Origin of the sequence: Streptomyces hamibioticus (assembly GCF_047946815.1) — a bacterium.
In the GTDB taxonomy this organism is placed as follows: Bacteria; Actinomycetota; Actinomycetes; order Streptomycetales; family Streptomycetaceae; genus Streptomyces.
Map to the genome: position 1 here is coordinate 1086103 of NZ_JBKKQY010000001.1, position 16035 is coordinate 1102137.

At 71.8% G+C, this 16035-nt stretch carries 12 protein-coding genes and 1 pseudogene; 6 read left to right on the forward strand and 7 right to left on the reverse strand.

Features of this window, described 5'->3' with window-relative positions; genetic code table 11:
• Positions 1-383 precede the first annotated feature (383 nt).
• The 4 genes and pseudogenes from ACLGIH_RS05000 to ACLGIH_RS05015 all read left to right on the forward strand — a co-directional run bounded on the left by ACLGIH_RS05000 (position 384) and on the right by ACLGIH_RS05015 (position 5317).
• Entirely contained in the window at positions 384-2006 is a 1623-nt protein-coding gene (locus ACLGIH_RS05000) for an ABC-F family ATP-binding cassette domain-containing protein (RefSeq protein WP_416523994.1), read from the forward strand.
• A pseudogene (locus ACLGIH_RS05005) lies at positions 1987-3263 on the forward strand (hypothetical protein). Before ACLGIH_RS05000 ends, ACLGIH_RS05005 begins: the two are co-directional and overlap by 20 nt.
• Before the next feature lie 98 nt (positions 3264-3361).
• Positions 3362-4138: a dimethylargininase gene (gene ddaH, locus ACLGIH_RS05010; protein ID WP_416523995.1), complete on the forward strand. Its 777-nt coding sequence runs from the start codon at positions 3362-3364 to the stop codon at positions 4136-4138.
• A 204-nt stretch (positions 4139-4342) separates the two neighbouring features.
• Positions 4343-5317 carry an acyl-ACP desaturase gene (locus tag ACLGIH_RS05015; RefSeq protein ID WP_416523996.1) on the forward strand — a complete coding sequence of 325 codons (975 nt, stop codon included), beginning with the start codon at positions 4343-4345 and terminating at the stop codon, positions 5315-5317.
• Between the two features lie 223 nt (positions 5318-5540).
• On the opposite strand, the gene ACLGIH_RS05020 is transcribed toward ACLGIH_RS05015, so the two are convergent.
• The 6 genes from ACLGIH_RS05020 to ACLGIH_RS05045 form a co-directional block, all read right to left on the reverse strand.
• Positions 5541-6005 (reverse strand): iron chaperone, encoded by a 465-nt coding sequence (locus ACLGIH_RS05020; RefSeq protein ID WP_416523997.1) that lies wholly within the window; start codon positions 6003-6005, stop codon positions 5541-5543.
• Positions 6006-6058: 53 nt separating this feature from the next.
• Positions 6059-6694, reverse strand: a complete 636-nt coding sequence (locus ACLGIH_RS05025; protein WP_416523998.1) for a glyoxalase — start codon at positions 6692-6694, stop codon at positions 6059-6061.
• 39 nt (positions 6695-6733) lie between these two features.
• Positions 6734-7126, reverse strand: a complete 393-nt coding sequence (locus ACLGIH_RS05030) for a helix-turn-helix transcriptional regulator (RefSeq protein WP_416523999.1) — start codon at positions 7124-7126, stop codon at positions 6734-6736.
• Positions 7127-7298: 172 nt separating this feature from the next.
• Positions 7299-7550, reverse strand: coding sequence for a WhiB family transcriptional regulator (locus ACLGIH_RS05035; RefSeq protein WP_416524000.1), 252 nt, complete (start codon positions 7548-7550; stop codon positions 7299-7301).
• Between the two features lie 315 nt (positions 7551-7865).
• Positions 7866-8921, reverse strand: coding sequence for a LacI family DNA-binding transcriptional regulator (locus tag ACLGIH_RS05040; RefSeq protein ID WP_416529285.1), 1056 nt, complete (start codon positions 8919-8921; stop codon positions 7866-7868).
• A 124-nt stretch (positions 8922-9045) separates the two neighbouring features.
• The gene (locus ACLGIH_RS05045; RefSeq protein ID WP_416524001.1) at positions 9046-10044 is read right to left on the reverse strand and encodes a multicopper oxidase domain-containing protein; all 999 of its coding nucleotides are present in this window, start codon (positions 10042-10044) and stop codon (positions 9046-9048) included.
• A 210-nt stretch (positions 10045-10254) separates the two neighbouring features.
• Between ACLGIH_RS05045 and ACLGIH_RS05050 the strand changes: the two genes are divergently transcribed.
• On the forward strand, positions 10255-12732 hold the full coding sequence (locus tag ACLGIH_RS05050) for a ThuA domain-containing protein (RefSeq protein WP_416524002.1): 2478 nt from the start codon (positions 10255-10257) through the stop codon (positions 12730-12732).
• A 47-nt stretch (positions 12733-12779) separates the two neighbouring features.
• Positions 12780-14936 carry an OmpL47-type beta-barrel domain-containing protein gene (locus ACLGIH_RS05055; protein WP_416529286.1) on the forward strand — a complete coding sequence of 719 codons (2157 nt, stop codon included), beginning with the start codon at positions 12780-12782 and terminating at the stop codon, positions 14934-14936.
• Between the two features lie 15 nt (positions 14937-14951).
• Here ACLGIH_RS05055 and ligD read toward each other — a convergent pair whose 3' ends face one another.
• Positions 14952-15980, reverse strand: a complete 1029-nt coding sequence (gene ligD / locus ACLGIH_RS05060; RefSeq protein WP_416524003.1) for a non-homologous end-joining DNA ligase — start codon at positions 15978-15980, stop codon at positions 14952-14954.
• Positions 15981-16035: the final 55 nt, after the last annotated feature.

The following is a 16035-nucleotide window of genomic DNA, read 5'->3' on the forward strand; positions in this document are numbered from 1 at the left end:
CGTCGGCGCCGCGGCCACGGCCCTCGCCGCGCCCGGGGCGGCGCGCCGTGCCCCATACGACGGCCCTGGGGCACGGCGTGGAAAAAAAGGGGGTTGCTGGTACTCCCGAGTTCCCTTACGCTGTACAGCAGTCCTGTTGTCGTCGATTGGAGAAGGACGTTGCTCGTCTGAGGTCCTGAGACACCGCGTCACACCTGAGGTGTGTTCGCCGCGTGCGACCTCGGCGTTCGAGCCGTCCCCCGACGAGCAGGGCTTTCTTTGTGCCCCGGCCCGGCCCAGGGGCTCTCCTCTTCGCCCCGGCGGTTCTCCCGCGACGGTCGCCCACCCCCGGTGTCTCGATACGCGTTTGCCCCTGAACGCTTCAAGCAACCGCGGAGGCCCGCATGCCTACTTCCATCAGCTGTACGTCCCTCTCCTTCACCTGGCCCGACGGCACCCCCGTCTTCGAGGATCTCGACGCCGCCTTCGGTCCCGGCCGGACCGGGCTCGTCGGCGTCAACGGCTCGGGGAAGTCGACCCTGTTGAAACTGATCGCCGGGGAGCTGACCCCTGCCGACGGCTCGGTCCGGGTCGCCGGCGAGGTCGGCTACCTCCCGCAGAACGTCGCCCTGGACACCGCCCTGCGGGTCGACGAGGCGCTCGGCATCGCCGCACAGCGCGCCGCACTGCACGCCATCGAGGGCGGCGACGTGGCCGAGGAGCACTTCGAGACCGTCGGCGACGACTGGGACGTCGAGGAACGCGCCCTGGCGACCCTCGGCGAACTCGGCCTCGGCCACGTCGGACTCGACCGCACCGTCGGCGAGTTGTCCGGCGGCGAGTCCGTGCTGCTCCGTCTGGCGGCGCTGCTGCTGCGCCGGCCGGACGTCCTGCTGCTGGACGAGCCGACCAACAACCTCGACGTGTACGCGCGCCGGCGGCTGCACGCGGCCGTCGCGTCCTGGCCCGGGGTGATGGTCGTGGTCAGCCACGACCGGGAGCTGCTGGAGCTGGTCGACCAGATCGCCGACCTGCGCTCCGGGGAGATCACCTGGTACGGCGGCAACTTCTCGGCCTACGAGGAGGCACTGGCCGTCGAACAGGAGGCGGCCGAGCGCATGGTGCGGGTCGCCGAGGCCGATCTGCGCAAGCAGAAGCGGGAACTGGCCGACGCCCACGTCAAACTGGCCCGCCGCAAGCGGTACGGGCAGAAGATGTGGGACAACAAGCGCGAGCCCAAGGCCGTCATGGCCGAGCGCAAACGCCAGGCCCAGGTCGCGGCCGGCAAGCACCGCATCATGCACGAGGAGAAGCTCGCCGAGGCCAGGGAACGGCTCGACGAGGCCGTGGAGGCGGTACGGGACGACGACGAGATCCGCGTCGACCTGCCGTACACGGCCGTCCCCGCGGGCCGGACCGTACTCACCCTGCGCGATCTGGAACTCGCCTACGGAGCCCGAGTGGAGGGAGGTTTCGACCTGCACGGTCCGGAGCGGATCGCGCTGATCGGGCGCAACGGCGCGGGCAAGACCACGCTGCTGCGCACGATCGCCGGGGAGCTCCGGCCGGCGGCCGGCGAGGCGACGGCGCACGTGCCGCTGCGGTTCCTGCCGCAGCGTCTCGACGTCCTCGACGAGGAGCTGACCGTCGCCGAGAACGTGGCCCGGTTCGCGCCGGGCGCCACCAACAACCGGATCCGGTCGCGGCTCGCCCGCTTCCTTTTCCGGGGCGCCCGCGCCGACCAGAAGGCGGCGACGCTGTCCGGCGGCGAACGCTTCCGGGCGGCGCTGGCCGCGCTGATGCTGGCCGAGCCGGCGCCGCAGCTGCTGATGCTGGACGAGCCGACCAACAACCTGGACCTGGCGAGCGTACAGCAGCTCACCACGGCCCTGGAGTCGTACGAGGGGGCGCTGATCGTGGCCAGCCACGATCTGCCGTTCCTGGGGTCGATCGGCATCACGCGCTGGCTGATGCTGGACGGAGAGCTGAAGGAAACCACGCCAGAGGCTGTCGGGTTTCCCGCCTAGCGTCCCCGGCACGAGCGAGTTCATCACCATCACCGGAGCCCGGGAGAACAATCTCGACGACGTCACGCTCCGCATCCCGAAGGGCCGGCTGACCGTCTTCACCGGCGTTTCGGGATCGGGGAAGTCGCCGGTCGTGTTCGACACGATCGCGGTGGGAGCCGCAGCGTCAGCTGAACGAGACGTACACATGGTTCATCCGCAACCGGCTGCCCGAGTACGAGCGGCCGCACGCGGACGGACTCACGGACCTGCCCCCCGCGATCGTCGTCGACCAGCGGCCGGTCGGGGGCCACTCCCGGTCCACCGTCGGCACCATGACGGACGTCTACGCGGTGCTGCGGGTGCTGTTCTCCCGGCACGGCACCCCCGGCGCCGGGCCGGCGACGGCCTGCTCGTTCAACGATCCGTCCGGCATGTGCGCCCGGGCTGCGACGGGCTCGGCCGGACGGTGCGGCCCGACTGGGACCGCCCACCCCGACGCCGTGGTGGTCGACCAGTCGTCGATCGGGATCTCGGCGCGGTCGACCCCGGCGACGTACCTCGGGATCATGGACACGGTACGCAAGATCTTCGCGCGGGAGACGGGCGCCGAGCCGGGCCTGTTCAGCGTCAACTCGGCGGGGGCCTGCGCCACGTGCGAGGGCCGCGGGATCATCGACACCGACCTGGCCTTCATGGACCCGGTGACGACCACCTGCCACGCCTGCGAGGGGCGGCCGTTCCGGGACGAGGTGCTGCGCCTGACGATCGACGGCAGCTCCATCGCGGACGTGCTCGGGATGACGGCCGGCCAGGCCCTGGACTTCTTCACGGACCAGGGCGTACGGCGCCGGCTGCGCGCCCTGCGCGACGTCGGCCTCACCTACCTCACGCTGGGTCAGCCGCTGTCCACGCTCTCCGGCGGTGAACGGTGGGGGTGCCCCCAGGCCGTGCAGGCACTGGGGGAGCATCAAGCCGGCGACCCGGCTGCACCGCACGGGTACCGTCTACGTCCCGGACGAACCGACGACCGCGCTGCACATGTCGGACGTCGACAAGCTGCTCGCCCTGCTGGACCGACTGGTCGACACCGGCAACACGGTGGTGGTCGTCGAGCACGACCTCGACGTGGTGGCGCACGCCGACTGGGTGATCGACCTCGGGCAGGACGGGGGCCGGTCCGGCGGCCGGGTGATCTTCGAGGGCACCCCGCGGCAGCTGCTCACCCACCGCGGCTCCTGCACGGCGGAGCACCTCAGGCGGGCCACGGGCCACTGACGGGGCTTCCGTCCGCGCGGGCGGGCACTGCATGATGGCGGACCGGCGCCGCACCACCGGGCGCCGGTACAGCCACCCCCCGATACGGAGACCCGCACGTGCCCAGCAAGAAGGCCCTCGTCCGCCGCCCCAGCCCGCGCCTCGCCGAAGGCCTGGTGACGCACATCGAGCGGGGAAAGGTCGACCACGACCTCGCGGTCGAGCAGTGGGAGTCGTACGTGACGGCGCTGCGCGCACACGGCTGGGAGACGCTGGAGGTCGACCCGGCCGACGACTGCCCGGACTCGGTGTTCGTCGAGGACACGGTGGTGATGTACAAGAACGTCGCCCTGATCACCCGGCCCGGCGCCGAGTCCCGCCGGGCGGAGACCGCCGGGGTAGAGGAGGCGGTGGCCCGCCTGGGCTGCTCGGTCAACTGGATCTGGGAGCCGGGCACCCTGGACGGCGGCGACGTGCTGAAGGTCGGCGACACCATCTACGTCGGCCGCGGCGGGCGCACCAACGCGGCCGGCGTCCAGCAGCTGCGGGCCGCCTTCGAGCCGCTGGGTGCGCGGGTCGTGGCCGTCCCCGTCAGCAAGGTGCTGCACCTGAAGTCGGCGGTGACGGCGCTGCCGGACGGGACGGTCGTCGGGCACATCCCGAAGACGGACGCGCCCTCGCTGTTCCCTCGCTTCCTGCCGGTGCCCGAGGAGGCGGGGGCGCATGTGGTGCTGCTCGGCGGTGACAAGCTGCTGATGGCGGCGAGCGCGCCGCGGACGGCGGAGCTGTTCGCCGATCTCGGGCACGAGCCGGTCGTGGTGGACATCAGCGAGTTCGAGAAGCTCGAGGGCTGTGTGACATGCCTCTCGGTGCGGATGCGGGAGCTGTATGGCTGACGGCCCGCGCATCGTCCGTTCGGCCCCGGGACCTGCGACTTCCGGGGCCTTTCCGTATCACGGACACTCCGCTGATCAGGCACCTTTACGCGAAGTTTAACCTACGGGCTCGTAACCTACGGATTCGTAGCCTACGATCCCGTAGGTTCCGGCACCGCTCGCCGGGCCGCTCTCCGTTTTGCCGCTCGTCCCCCTGGAGTACTCGTGACGCTCACCTCTTCCCACCTCGGCAGCTCTTCCGCCTGGACCGACGCCCGGCTGCTGTACGCACTGGAGGAAGTGGTCGAGAAGGAACTCAACCGGCACCTGAAGATCGCCAAGGACTGGATGCCGCACGAGTACGTGCCGTGGAGCGACGGCCGCAACTTCCCCGGTCTGTTCGAGGACGGCGAGGCCTGGGAGAAGGAGCAGTCCAAGGTCACCGAGATCGGCCGTATCGCCCTGGTCGTCAACCTGCTGACCGAGGACAACCTGCCCAGCTACCACCACGAGATCGCCAGCCTCTTCGGCCGCGACGGCGCCTGGGGCACCTGGGTGCACCGCTGGACCGCCGAGGAGGGCCGGCACGGCATCGTGATGCGGGACTACCTGCTCACCTCCCGCGCGGTCGACCCGGACAAGCTGGAGCAGTTCCGCATGGCCCACATGAGCGAGGGGTTCGAGCACGACCACCGGCACTCGATGCTGCACTCGGTCGCCTACGTCGCCTTCCAGGAGCTGGCCACCCGCATCTCGCACCGCAACACCGGCCACCAGTCCGGCGACCCGGTCTGCGACCGCATGCTGGCCCGCATCGCGACCGACGAGAACCTGCACATGGTCTTCTACCGCAACCTCCTCAAGGCCGCCTTCGAGCTCGCGCCCGACCTGACGATGCAAGCGGTGCGGGACGTGGTCGTCGACTTCCGGATGCCCGGGCACGGCATCCCCGGCTTCGAGCGGGCCGCCGCGCAGATGGCCATCGGCGAGGTCTACAACCTGCGCATCCACCACGACGACGTGCTCCAGCCCGTGCTGCGCTTCCTGAAGGTCATGGAGATCGACGGGCTCGGCCCCGAGGGTCTCAAGGCGCAGGAGGAGCTGGGGCTGTACCTGGAGGGGCTGGACGCCGAGGCCGCCAAGTTCGACGAGAAGCTGGCGGCGCGCAAGGCGCGGATGGCGGCCCGGGCGGCGGGCTGAGGACACCGACGACCACTTCGACGCCGCCCGCCCGCCGGTCCTGGGCGGCGTCCCGCCGGGCCGGGTACGAGGACTTGGCGGGCCGGAACAGGGCTTGACGGGCCGGAACAGGGCTTGACGGGCCGGGCCGGTGGCTTGGCCGGGAAGCGTCTTGCGGGACGAGCCGGTGGCCTGCGGGCCGGGGGCGGGTGGCTCGCGGGACGGGGCGGCCGGGGCGTCGGCCTCAGCCCACCGCCCTCTTGATGAGATCGCTGATGCGCCGCTCGTCGGCGGCGGTCAGCTTCGTCACCGCGTACGAGGTCGGCCAGACGGCGCCGTCGTCGAGGGCCGCCTCATCGCTGAAGCCCAGCGTGGCGTACTTCGACTTGAACTTCTGCGCGCTCTGGAAGAAGCAGAGGACCTTGCCGTTCTTGGCGTACGCGGGCATCCCGTACCACAGCCTCGGGGTCAGCTCGGGGGCGCTGGTCCTGACGATGTCGTGGATCCGCTCGGCCAGTGCCCGGTCCGCGTCCGGCATCTCGGCGATCTTCGCGAGGACCTCGCTCTCCGGGTCCGCCTTGGCCCCGCGCCGGGTGCCCTTCAGCTCCTTGGCGCGCTCCTTCATGGCCTCGCGTTCCTCGGCCGTGAACCCTTCCCGCTTCCCGGCCTCCGCGCCGGAGCCCTTCGCGGTCCTCTTCGTGCTCGTCATGGCAGGTTTCCTCTCTCCGTACCGGACTGTCGCGGTTCTGCCGCGGGTGATCGTCAGGACGAGGCGGGGGCCGACGGCTCGGCGGCCTCCCAGACGAACCCGTCCGGGTCGGTGAAGGGGCCGGCCGGGCTGCCGAGCACGATCCGGTGCGACCCGCTGCCCTCGGCCGGGACGCCGAGGTCCTTGGCCAGGCCACGGCGCTTGTACAGCGCCAGCTTGACGGGGCTCGACTCCTCGGCGACGAACTCGACGTACCTGCTGCCGAAGCTCCTCTCCACGGCCAGGCCCTGCTCGACGTAGAACTGCTTGCTCGCCTTGACGTCCTCCACTCCCAGCAGGAGCACGATCTCTTCGAGGTCTCGGGTGGCCGGTCCGGTGTTCTTCTTCGCCGGGGTCGCGGCCTTCCAGATGGTCCCGTCCGGGGCCTGCACGACGCCGCCGTAGCCCCACAGCGACTTGCCGGCCGGCTTCAGGGACGTGGCGCCGGCGGCGAGGGCGGCGTCCAGGAGGAGGTCGGCGTCGGCCGGCTGGGACACCTGGAGCGACAGGGTGAAGCCGCGGAACCCGGTCGTCGGCGTGTCGCCGGCCCGCAGGCCCACCTGTGGGCCCAGGCCGAAGGCGGTGGAGTAGAAGCGCTCGGCGGCCGCCGGGTCGGCCACTTCCAGGGTGACGGATGCGATGGAGTTCATGACGATCACGCTAGCCGCGGCGCGCTGGCCGGGGCTTCTTCATTTCTGCTCGGTACCGGCGCGGGTCGCGCGGAGCCGGTAGGCGGCGGGCGACATGCCGACCAGCGCGGTGAAACGGGTGGTGAACAGGCCCGGCGACGGGCAGCCGACCGCGCGGCAGACCTCGGTGACGTCGAGGTCCGCGCCGCGCAGCAGTGCCGTCGCGCGCTCCACACGGCGCGCCATCAGGTAGTCGTGCGGCGACCGGCCGTAGGCGAGGCGGAACTGTCCTGCGAGGTGCCCGGGCGGCATGTCCGCGTCGCGGGCGAGCGCCTCGACGTTCAGCGGCTGCGCGTACTCCCGGTCGATCCGGTCGCGGACACGCCGCAGCCGCGCAAGGTCGCGCAGGTGCTGCGCGGCGATCCGCGCACGCCTCCAAGCGGGATGACACATCGGCAAGCTCCTTCCCCCGTGGCCGGGAGAGCGTCGGCGGGTGCGACGGGCCGTCATCGCGCCGAGGTCGCGGCACACGGCGTGCGGCCCGGGACCGTCACGGTAACCGCGGCGCGGCGGCCGGGCTTCTCCATTACTGACGCGTCTGCCTCAGGTGCCGACGCGGTCTGCCTCAGTGCACGGCCGGGGTACGCCGGAGTGCCAGCCGTTCCTTCTCCGACAGGCCGCCCCAGACGCCGAAGCGCTCGTCGTGGTTCAGCGCGTGTTCCAGGCAGGCGGCGCGGATCGGGCACAGTCCGCAGATCCGCTTCGCCTCGCGGACGGAACTGCCGGGCTCGGGGAAGAAGAAGTCAGCCCCGGTCTGCGCGCACAGCGCCTCCTGCTGCCAGGCGAGGTCGGGCGCCGCGTTGGTGTCGATGTGCATGCCCGGGATCGTGCCGGTCGGCGAAAAACGTTCGATCAACGCGCCATCAACGCCGGGGTGCCACCCGGCGCGGCCCTCGGCCCCTGGCGTCCGGCGTCCGGCCCCCGGCATCCGGCGGCCCCCGGGCACCCGGGCACCCGGTATCCGGCCCCTCGATGGTGGCCCGCCCGGCGCCGGTGCGCACGGCGGCGCGCGGGACGCACAGGGCGCGGCCGCGGCGTGCTCACCGGAACCTCCCCGGCGGTGGGAACCTCCCCGGTGACCGGGGCGCCCCAGGTGACCAGGTCGCCCCCGGCAACCGGGCCCCCGGCGCACTCACGCCGACGCGCGGCGGATCAGCGTCGTCGGCAGGACCACTCCGGCCGGCGCGGTGCCCGTGGTCCCGGACCCGACCGCCCCGGCGCCGGTCCCGGGTTCGAGGCCGCGCAGCAGCAGCCGGGCCATCAGGCGGCCCATCTCCTCGATGTCCTGGCGCACCGTGGTCAGCGGCGGGTCGGTCTGCTCGGCGACCGGCAGCATGTCGTCGAAGCCCACCACGGCCACGTCCTCGGGCACCCGCCGCCCGTGCTCGCGCAGGACCCGCAGGGCGCCCGCGGCGGTGAGGTCGTTGGCCGCGAACACGGCGTCCAGGTCCGGGCACCGGCCGAGCAGTTCCCGCATCGCCCGCTCACCGCCGCCCGGGGTGAAGTCGCCGCGCACGACCAGCGCCGGGTCGGTCTCCGCCCGGACGTCCCGGTAGCCGGCGAGCCGGTCGGCCGCGGAGGTCTGGTCGAGGGGGCCGGTGATGTGCGCGATGCGGCTGCGGCCGAGCGCGACGAGGTGGCGCACGGCCTCCCGGGCCCCGCCGCGGTTGTCGCTGTCGACGTACACCGCCTCGCCGCCGCGGTCGTCGCTCCAGCCGGGCCGCCCGCCGAACACGGTCGGCACTCCGGCGCGCCGGATCAGTCCGGGCAGCGGGTCGTCCAGGTGCAGGGAGAAGACGAGCGCGCCGTCGACGTGCCCGCCCGCGAGGTAGCGGCCGACTCGGGCGTGGTCCTCGCGGCCCTCGGTGAGCAGCAGCACGAGCTGGTTGTCGTGGGCCGTCAGTTCCTTGCTGATGCCGCGGAGCTGGAGCGCGAAGTAGGGGTCGGCGAAGACCCTGGTCTCCGGTTCGGCGACGACGACGGCGACGGCGTCGTGCCGCTTCGTGACCAGGCTGCGGGCGGCCTGGTTGGGGACGTACCCGAGTTCCTCCACCGCCCGCCGCACCCGTTCCACGAGCGACTCGCGGACCCCGGCGGCGCCGTTGACCACCCGCGACACGGTGGCGCGCGAGACCCCGGCCCGCGCGGCCACGGCCTCCAGCGTAGGACGCGGCGCGGTCTCGGTCACGGCCTCCGGCGTGGGACGCGGCGCGGTCTCGGTCACGGGCGCTCCTCCTCGGCGGCTGCGGCCCAGGATAGCCGCGGGTCGCCGGGCGGGAGCGGGTGCTCCGGTCAGCGCGAGCATTCCACGCTCAGTGCTCGTGCGCCGGGTCGGCCTCGGCCTCCTGCTCCTCGCCGTGCGGATGGTGCGGCTCGTACCCCGGTATCGTCCCGTCCTTCTTCTTCACCAGGAACAGGCCCACCATCCCCATGTCGGAGTGGCTCTGGACGTGGCAGTGGTACATCCACGCCCCGGCGCCCACCCCCTCCCCCGCGATCACCTGGAAACCGAAGGAGTCCGCCGGTCCGCAGATCTTGTTGTCGATGACCTGGCTGGGGTCGTCGGGACCGGTGAGCATGCCGGTGCGGTTGTCCGCCCAGCGGTGACCGTGCATGTGGAAGGTGTGGTAGTACTCGCCGTGCGTGATCACCACGAACTCGACGCGGTCCCCCACCGTGGCCTCGAAGTCCGGGCCGGTGTGCGGTCGCCGGTTGTTGATGAGCATGTCGTTGAAGACGACCGTGTGCGTGGCGTCCGGCAGGACGTCGCCCTTGCGGCGCACGATCACCGGCCCGTACAGGCCCTTGCGGATGCCGCCGGTGCCGTGTTCGGTGCCGACGACGTGGTCGTGGTAGTGCCAGTAACCCGCGCTGCCCGCCCGCCAGGTGCCGTCCTTGCGGCGGCCCGGGGCGTGGGTGCGCCAGGTGTAGGTGCGGGTGCCGCCGGGCGGCACGTCGCTCTTGTTCATCCTGGTGCCGTCGCTGGAGATCTCGTAGTCCAGGCCGTGGACGTGCAGGCTCACCGGGACGTCCATGAGGTTCTCGAAGGCGATGTGCACCGTGTCGCCCTCGTTGAGTTCGATCAGCGGGCCGGGGATGCTCGCCCTGCCCTTCTCGAAGCCGTAGCCCATCTGCCCGTCGGGCAGCTTCTCGGCGTAGAGCTTGAGGTGCCTCACCTCGCCCCCGGCCGGCGCCGTCCTCGCGGGGGTGGCGGGGGGCGGGGCGGCCGAGGACTCCTGCGTCAGCGACAACGATGTCGCGACGGCCGCGCCGCCCAGCAGCACTCGCCGGTTGAAGCCGCGTCTGTCCATGCCGAACTCCCCACACTCGTACGGATGTTGCGGGAACATGACCGCTGATGGGCCGTCAAGAGCCGTGGTACGCCGGTGAGACGGTACCGGCCACCGCATGGTTTATCCACGTCCAGGACAAAGTTCGTTCCCTCTCGGTGATACCTATTGGCGCAACACGCAAAGAGGTCTACCTTCCTTGGCGCTGCTGCCGTGACCGAGGAGGTGCCCATGCACTTACGAGGGTTGAGCGCGAGAAGAAGAGGGTGGGCGGCCGTCGCGACCGCCGGGTTCGTCGCCGCCGGGCTCCTGACCGGGCCCGCCGCCAGCGCGCGCCCGGCGCCCGAGCCGCCTGTGACAACGATGTCGATCAAGTCCCCGCCGGGCGGTGCCAACGTCCGGGTGCTGGTCTTCCACGGGTCCGCCGCGCCCGGTGACGAGTCACCGCTGGTGAACGCCGGGATCGCGGCCATCGAGCGGATCGGGCTGTCCGGCCCGGCCGACGAGCGCTTCCGGGCCGAGGCGACGGATGACGCCTCGGTCTTCACCGACGAGCGGAGGCTGGGGCGTTACAACGCGGTGGTCTTCCTGACCGGCGGCGGCGACGTCCTCAGCCCGGAGCAGGAGGCCGGGCTGGAGGCGTACATGGAGGCCGGCGGCGGGTTCGTCGGCCTCCACGACGCGGCGCGCGCGGAGCCGTACTCGGACTGGTTCACCGGGCTGGTCGGTGCCCGCCCGGCCGCCTCGAGCCCGGCGAAGGTCCAGCGGGCCACCGTCGAGGTCGGCGACCGACGTCATCCGGCCACCAAGGACCTGCCGGTCCAGTGGAAGCGCCCCGACAAGTGGCTGAACTGGGTGGAGAACCCCTCGGGCGACGTGCACACCGTGGCCCGGGTGCGCGAGTCGTCGTACCGGCCGGGCGAGGGCGCGAACGGATGGGACCATCCGGTCAGCTGGTGCCGGGACTACGACGGCGGGCGGTCCTTCTACACCGGCATGGGCGGCACGGTGTCGTCCTACGACGAGACCGACTTCCGCGAGCACCTGCGCGGCGCCCTGCTGTGGACCACGCGGCTGGTGCGGGCCGACTGCAAGGCGACCATCACCGGCAACTACGAGGCGGAGCGGCTGACGAAGCCCAACCGGCCAGGGCGGAACGACCAGATCGGCGAGCCGCACGGGCTGGTCACCGCGCCCGACGGCCGCGTGTTCTACATCGGCCGCGGCGGCGCCGACGCCTCCCGGCCCGTGGTCACCGACTGGAACGACCCGGACGTCGGCAAGGGCAAGGGCCAGATCCACGTCTACGACCCGAGGACCGGGCAGGTCACGCTCGCGGGAGAGCTGACCGTCTTCGGCAACAAGGGCGGCGGCGACGAGCTGACCAAGGTCGAGGAGGGGCTGCTCGGCATCGAACTGGACCCGCGCTTCGAGCAGAACGGCTGGGTGTACCTGCACTACACCCCGCACTCCCGGATCGACCGCGGGACCCACCTGGGCGAGCGGCGCGTCTCCCGCTTCACGCTCGACCAGGTGACGAACAAGCTGGACCTGGACAGCGAGAAGGTGCTGCTGAAGTGGCCGGTGCAGATCCACAGCTGCTGCCACGCGGGCGGCGGGATGGCCTGGGACTCCGAGGACAACCTGTACATCGCCACCGGTGACACCAACTCCAGCGGCTTCAGCGGCGGTTACTCGGGCAACAACCCCGAGCCGGACTTCAAGGGCGTGTCCTTCGCCGACGCGCGCCGCACGGCCGGCAACACCAACAACCTCAACGGCAAGATCCTGCGCATCCACCCGGAGCCGGACGGCACCTACACCCTCCCCGAGGGCAATCTGTTCACCGGGAAGGAGACCGACGAGGGCGGCGGCAAGACCCGCGGCGAGATCTATGTGATGGGCGTCCGCAACCCGGCACGCATCTTCGTCGACAAGTCGACCGACATCCTCTACGCCGGCTGGGTCGGCCCGGACGCCGGCTCCCCGTCGCCGACCTGGGGCCCGGCGAAGTACGACACGTTCGCCGTGATCACCGAGGCGGGCAACCGGGGCTGGCCGTACTGCATGGGCAACAAGCAGCCGTACCGGGACCGGAACCTGCCGGACCCGTCGAAGCCGCTGGGCTGGTACGACTGCGACGCCCCGAAGAACGAGTCGCCGAACAACGACGGTCTGGTCGACCTGCCGCCGGTGACCGGCAACAACATCTGGTACTCCCCGCAGGGCGGTGCCCCGGACTTCCCGCGCGACGAGAACGGTGTGCCGTCGTACGAGGCGGAGGAGGCGACGTACGGGCTGCCGTGGCTCAAGGGCGGCGGCCAGGCGGCGATGAACGGTCCGGTCTACCGCTACGACGCGGACAGCACCAGCGGCACCAAGTGGCCGGCCTACTGGGACGGCAAGTGGTTCGTCGGTGACTTCTACGACGCCGGCCAGCCGCGCAACGCGGTGCTGATGGACCCGAGGACGCAGGGTGACGGCGGGCTGCCGGTGCACTCGGAGTCGCTGAAGAAGATCGTGCCGGTGGGCAACGACGGCATCAAGAACCTGATGGACTGGAAGTTCGGTCCGGACGGGGCGCTGTACGTGCTCGACTACGGCCGCGGCTTCTTCACCTCCGACGCCAGGTCGGCGCTGTGGCGCGTGACGTACACGGGCGGCGGGCCCACCCCGGCCGCCGGAGAGCTGGCGAGGGGGAACCGGTGATACGCGAACGAAGAGTCTGGGCCGCCCTGCTGGCGGGCGTTCTGGTGATGCTCGGCCTGCAGGCGATGCCCGCGGCCGGGCAGCCGAAGGCCGCGGCGGCCGCCGGGGAGGCCGCGGAACAGGTCCTCACCTGGACCGCGGGCAACGAGATCGACCGGTATCTGTCCGCGCCCGGGACGGCGGTGGCCGGCCCGGCGACGATCGTGTTCGAGAACAGCGCGGCGACCGGCAACACCACGGGCATGCCGCACACGCTGACGTTCGTGACCAGCGACCCGGAGTACAACAACGACGTCCAGCTGAACATCCTGGCCAATCCCGACGACGACCAGGGCGGCCGGCACACCGCCGAGGTCACGCTCACGCCCGGCCGCTACCTGTACCACTGCACGATCCCCGGCCACGGCCAGATGCGGGGCGTGCTGGTGGTGACCGAGGGCGGCGGCGACGACACGACGGCGCCCGAGACGGCGGCCGAGGTGCAGGGCGCGCGGAACGCCGACGGCGCCTACGTCGGTTCGGCGAGCGTCGTGCTCACCGCCACCGACGCGGGCGGCTCGGGCGTCGACCGGATCGAGTACGCGCTCGGTGCCGACGGCGCCTGGCAGCCGTACACCGCGCCGGTCGTGGTCGACACCGTCGGCGGGCACACCGTCCGCTACCGGGCCTTCGACCAGGCGGGCAACGCCGCCGCCGAGAAGAGCGTCACGTTCACCGTCGTCGCCCCGCCGACGGACGACACGACCCCGCCGGAGACCTCGGCGACGGTCACCGGTGAGCGGAACACCGACGGTGCCTACATCGACATGGCGACGGTGACGGTCACCGCCTCCGACACCGGGTCCGGCGTCAACACCATCGAGTACGCGATCGGCGACGGTGCCTGGCGGCCGTACACCGCGCCGGTGATGGTGCACGAGGTGGGTGCCCACACCGTGCGCTACCGGGCCACCGACAAGGCGGGCAACGCGGCGGCGGCCAAGAGCGTGGAGTTCACCGTGGTCGCCGCTCCGCCGCGGGACACCACCCCGCCGGTGACCGGCGCGACCGTCGGGGGCACGAAGAACTCCGACGGTGCCTACGTGGGCTCCGCCGAGGTGACCGTCAGCGCCACGGACGAGGACGGTTCGGGTGTCGCAGGCATCGAGTACTCGCTCGACGGCGGGCCCTACCTGGCGTACTCCGCACCCGTCGTGGTCGACCGGGTGGGCCGGCACACCGTGGCCTACCGGGCCACCGACAAGGCGGGCAACACCTCGGAGCCGCTGACGGTGAGCTTCACGGTGGTGGCGGGCGAGGTGCCGGCGCCGCCCTGCCCGGAGTACGACGAGCGGCTGACGGTGATCGTCGGCACGGTCGACTCGGGTGTGCCGAACCGGGTGACGGACAACCGGTGCCGGATCGGGGAGCTGATCGAGGACGAGAAGGAGTGGACGTCCCACCAGCTGTTCCTGAAGCACGTGCGGGAGGTCCTGGACGCGCTCCTGGGCGAGGGCGTGGTCGACCGGCGCGAGTACCGGGCGATCGAGCGGGCCGCCCGCCAGTCCGGCGTCGGCAAGCCGGGCCAGACCGAGGGCTACCGCAAGATCATGGACGGCAGCCCGGAGTCCTTCGCCCGGTGGGAGCAGGTCGGCGGCGGGTCGTTCGCCCTGAACCCGGACGGGTCGATCACCTCCGGCACCGCGGAACCCGGCCTGGGCATGCTGTGGCTCCCGCAGCGCAAGTACGGCGACTTCTCGCTGCGGCTCCAGTGGCGGGACGACGCCCCCGGCACCGGCAACGCCAACTCCGGTGTGTTCGTGCGCTTCCCGCACGTCCACGACCACCCGGAGGAGTCGCGTCCGGAGTGGGTCGCCATCAAGTACGGCCATGAGGTGCAGGTGCTCGACCGGCCCGACGGCGACATGTACAAGACGGGCTCGGTCTACGGTTTCGACCGGGTGGGGCTCGCCGGGGCCGGCGTGACCGAGAAAGGCACCTGGAACGACTACGAGATCCGCGTGGTGGGCCAGCACTACGAGGTCTACCGCAACGGCCTGCTGATCAACGAGTTCGGCAACACCGGCGGCCAGGACTTCCACCCGCCGCGCCCGGACGACCCGGGCACGGACGGGCGGCGGTACGCCTCCGGGTACATCGGGCTCCAGGTGCACGGCACGGCGGACGTGGTGTCGTACCGGGACATCCGGATCAGGGAGCTGTAGGGCCGCGGGCCCGGGTCACTGGGCCGCGGGCCCCGGCTGCTTCTTCGCGCGGCTCGGCTGTACCCGCCTGGGTTCGCCCGGCATCTTCGGATACTCGGGCGGGTACGGCAGGTCGGCGAGGCCGTGGTCGCGTTCGTCCTTCGAGGCCAGTTCCAGCAGGGCGTCGAGGGAGTAGCGGTGGTCGTCCATGTCCGCGTGCACATCGCCGAGTTCGGCGAAGCGCGCGGGCATGGTCGTGATGTCGAAGTCCTCGGGGTGCGCGACTCCGACCTCGTCCCAGCGCAGCGGCGCCGAGACGGGGGCGTGCGGGCGCGGTCGTACGGAGTAGGCGGAGGCGATGGTGCGGTCCCGGGCGGTCTGGTTGTAGTCGATGAAGATGCGCTCCCCGCGCTCCTCCTTCCACCACTTGATGGTGACCCGCTCCGGCATCCGCCGTTCCATCTCCCGGCCGACGGCGATGGCCGCGCGCCGCACCTGGGTGAAGGTCCAGCGCGGTTCGATCGGTACGAAGACGTGCAGGCCCCGGCCGCCGGAGGTCTTGGGCCAGCCGCGCAGGCCGCCGAACTCCTCGAGCACCGCCCGCAGTTCGTGGGCGGCACGGGCCGCGTCGTCGTAGTCCGTGCCGGGCTGCGGGTCGAGGTCGATGCGCAGTTCGTCGGGGCTGTCCACGTCGGCGCGGCGCACCGGCCAGGGGTGGAAGGTGAGGGTGCCGTACTGGGCGGCCCACACCACCGCGGCCTCCTCGGTGGGGCACATCTCGTCGGCGCTGCGCCCGCTGGGGAAGGTGATGTGCGCGGTGGGGATCCAGTCGGGCATGCTTTTGGGGGCGCGCTTCTGGTAGAACCACTCGCCGGCGATGCCGTCCGGGTAGCGCTCCAGGGTGGTCGGCCGCTCGCGCAGGGCGCGCAGGATGCCGGGGGCGACGGCCTGGTAGTAGCGGGCCAGGTCCAGCTTGGTGTAGCCGCGTTCCGGGAAGAAGATCTTGCCGGGGCTGGTCAGCCGCACGGTCCGGCCGCCCACTTCCAGTTCCACCGCTTCTCCCATGCGAGCCACGGTAGGCGCACCGGGCGACTCTCGCATATCAGGCGACGAGCCGCAT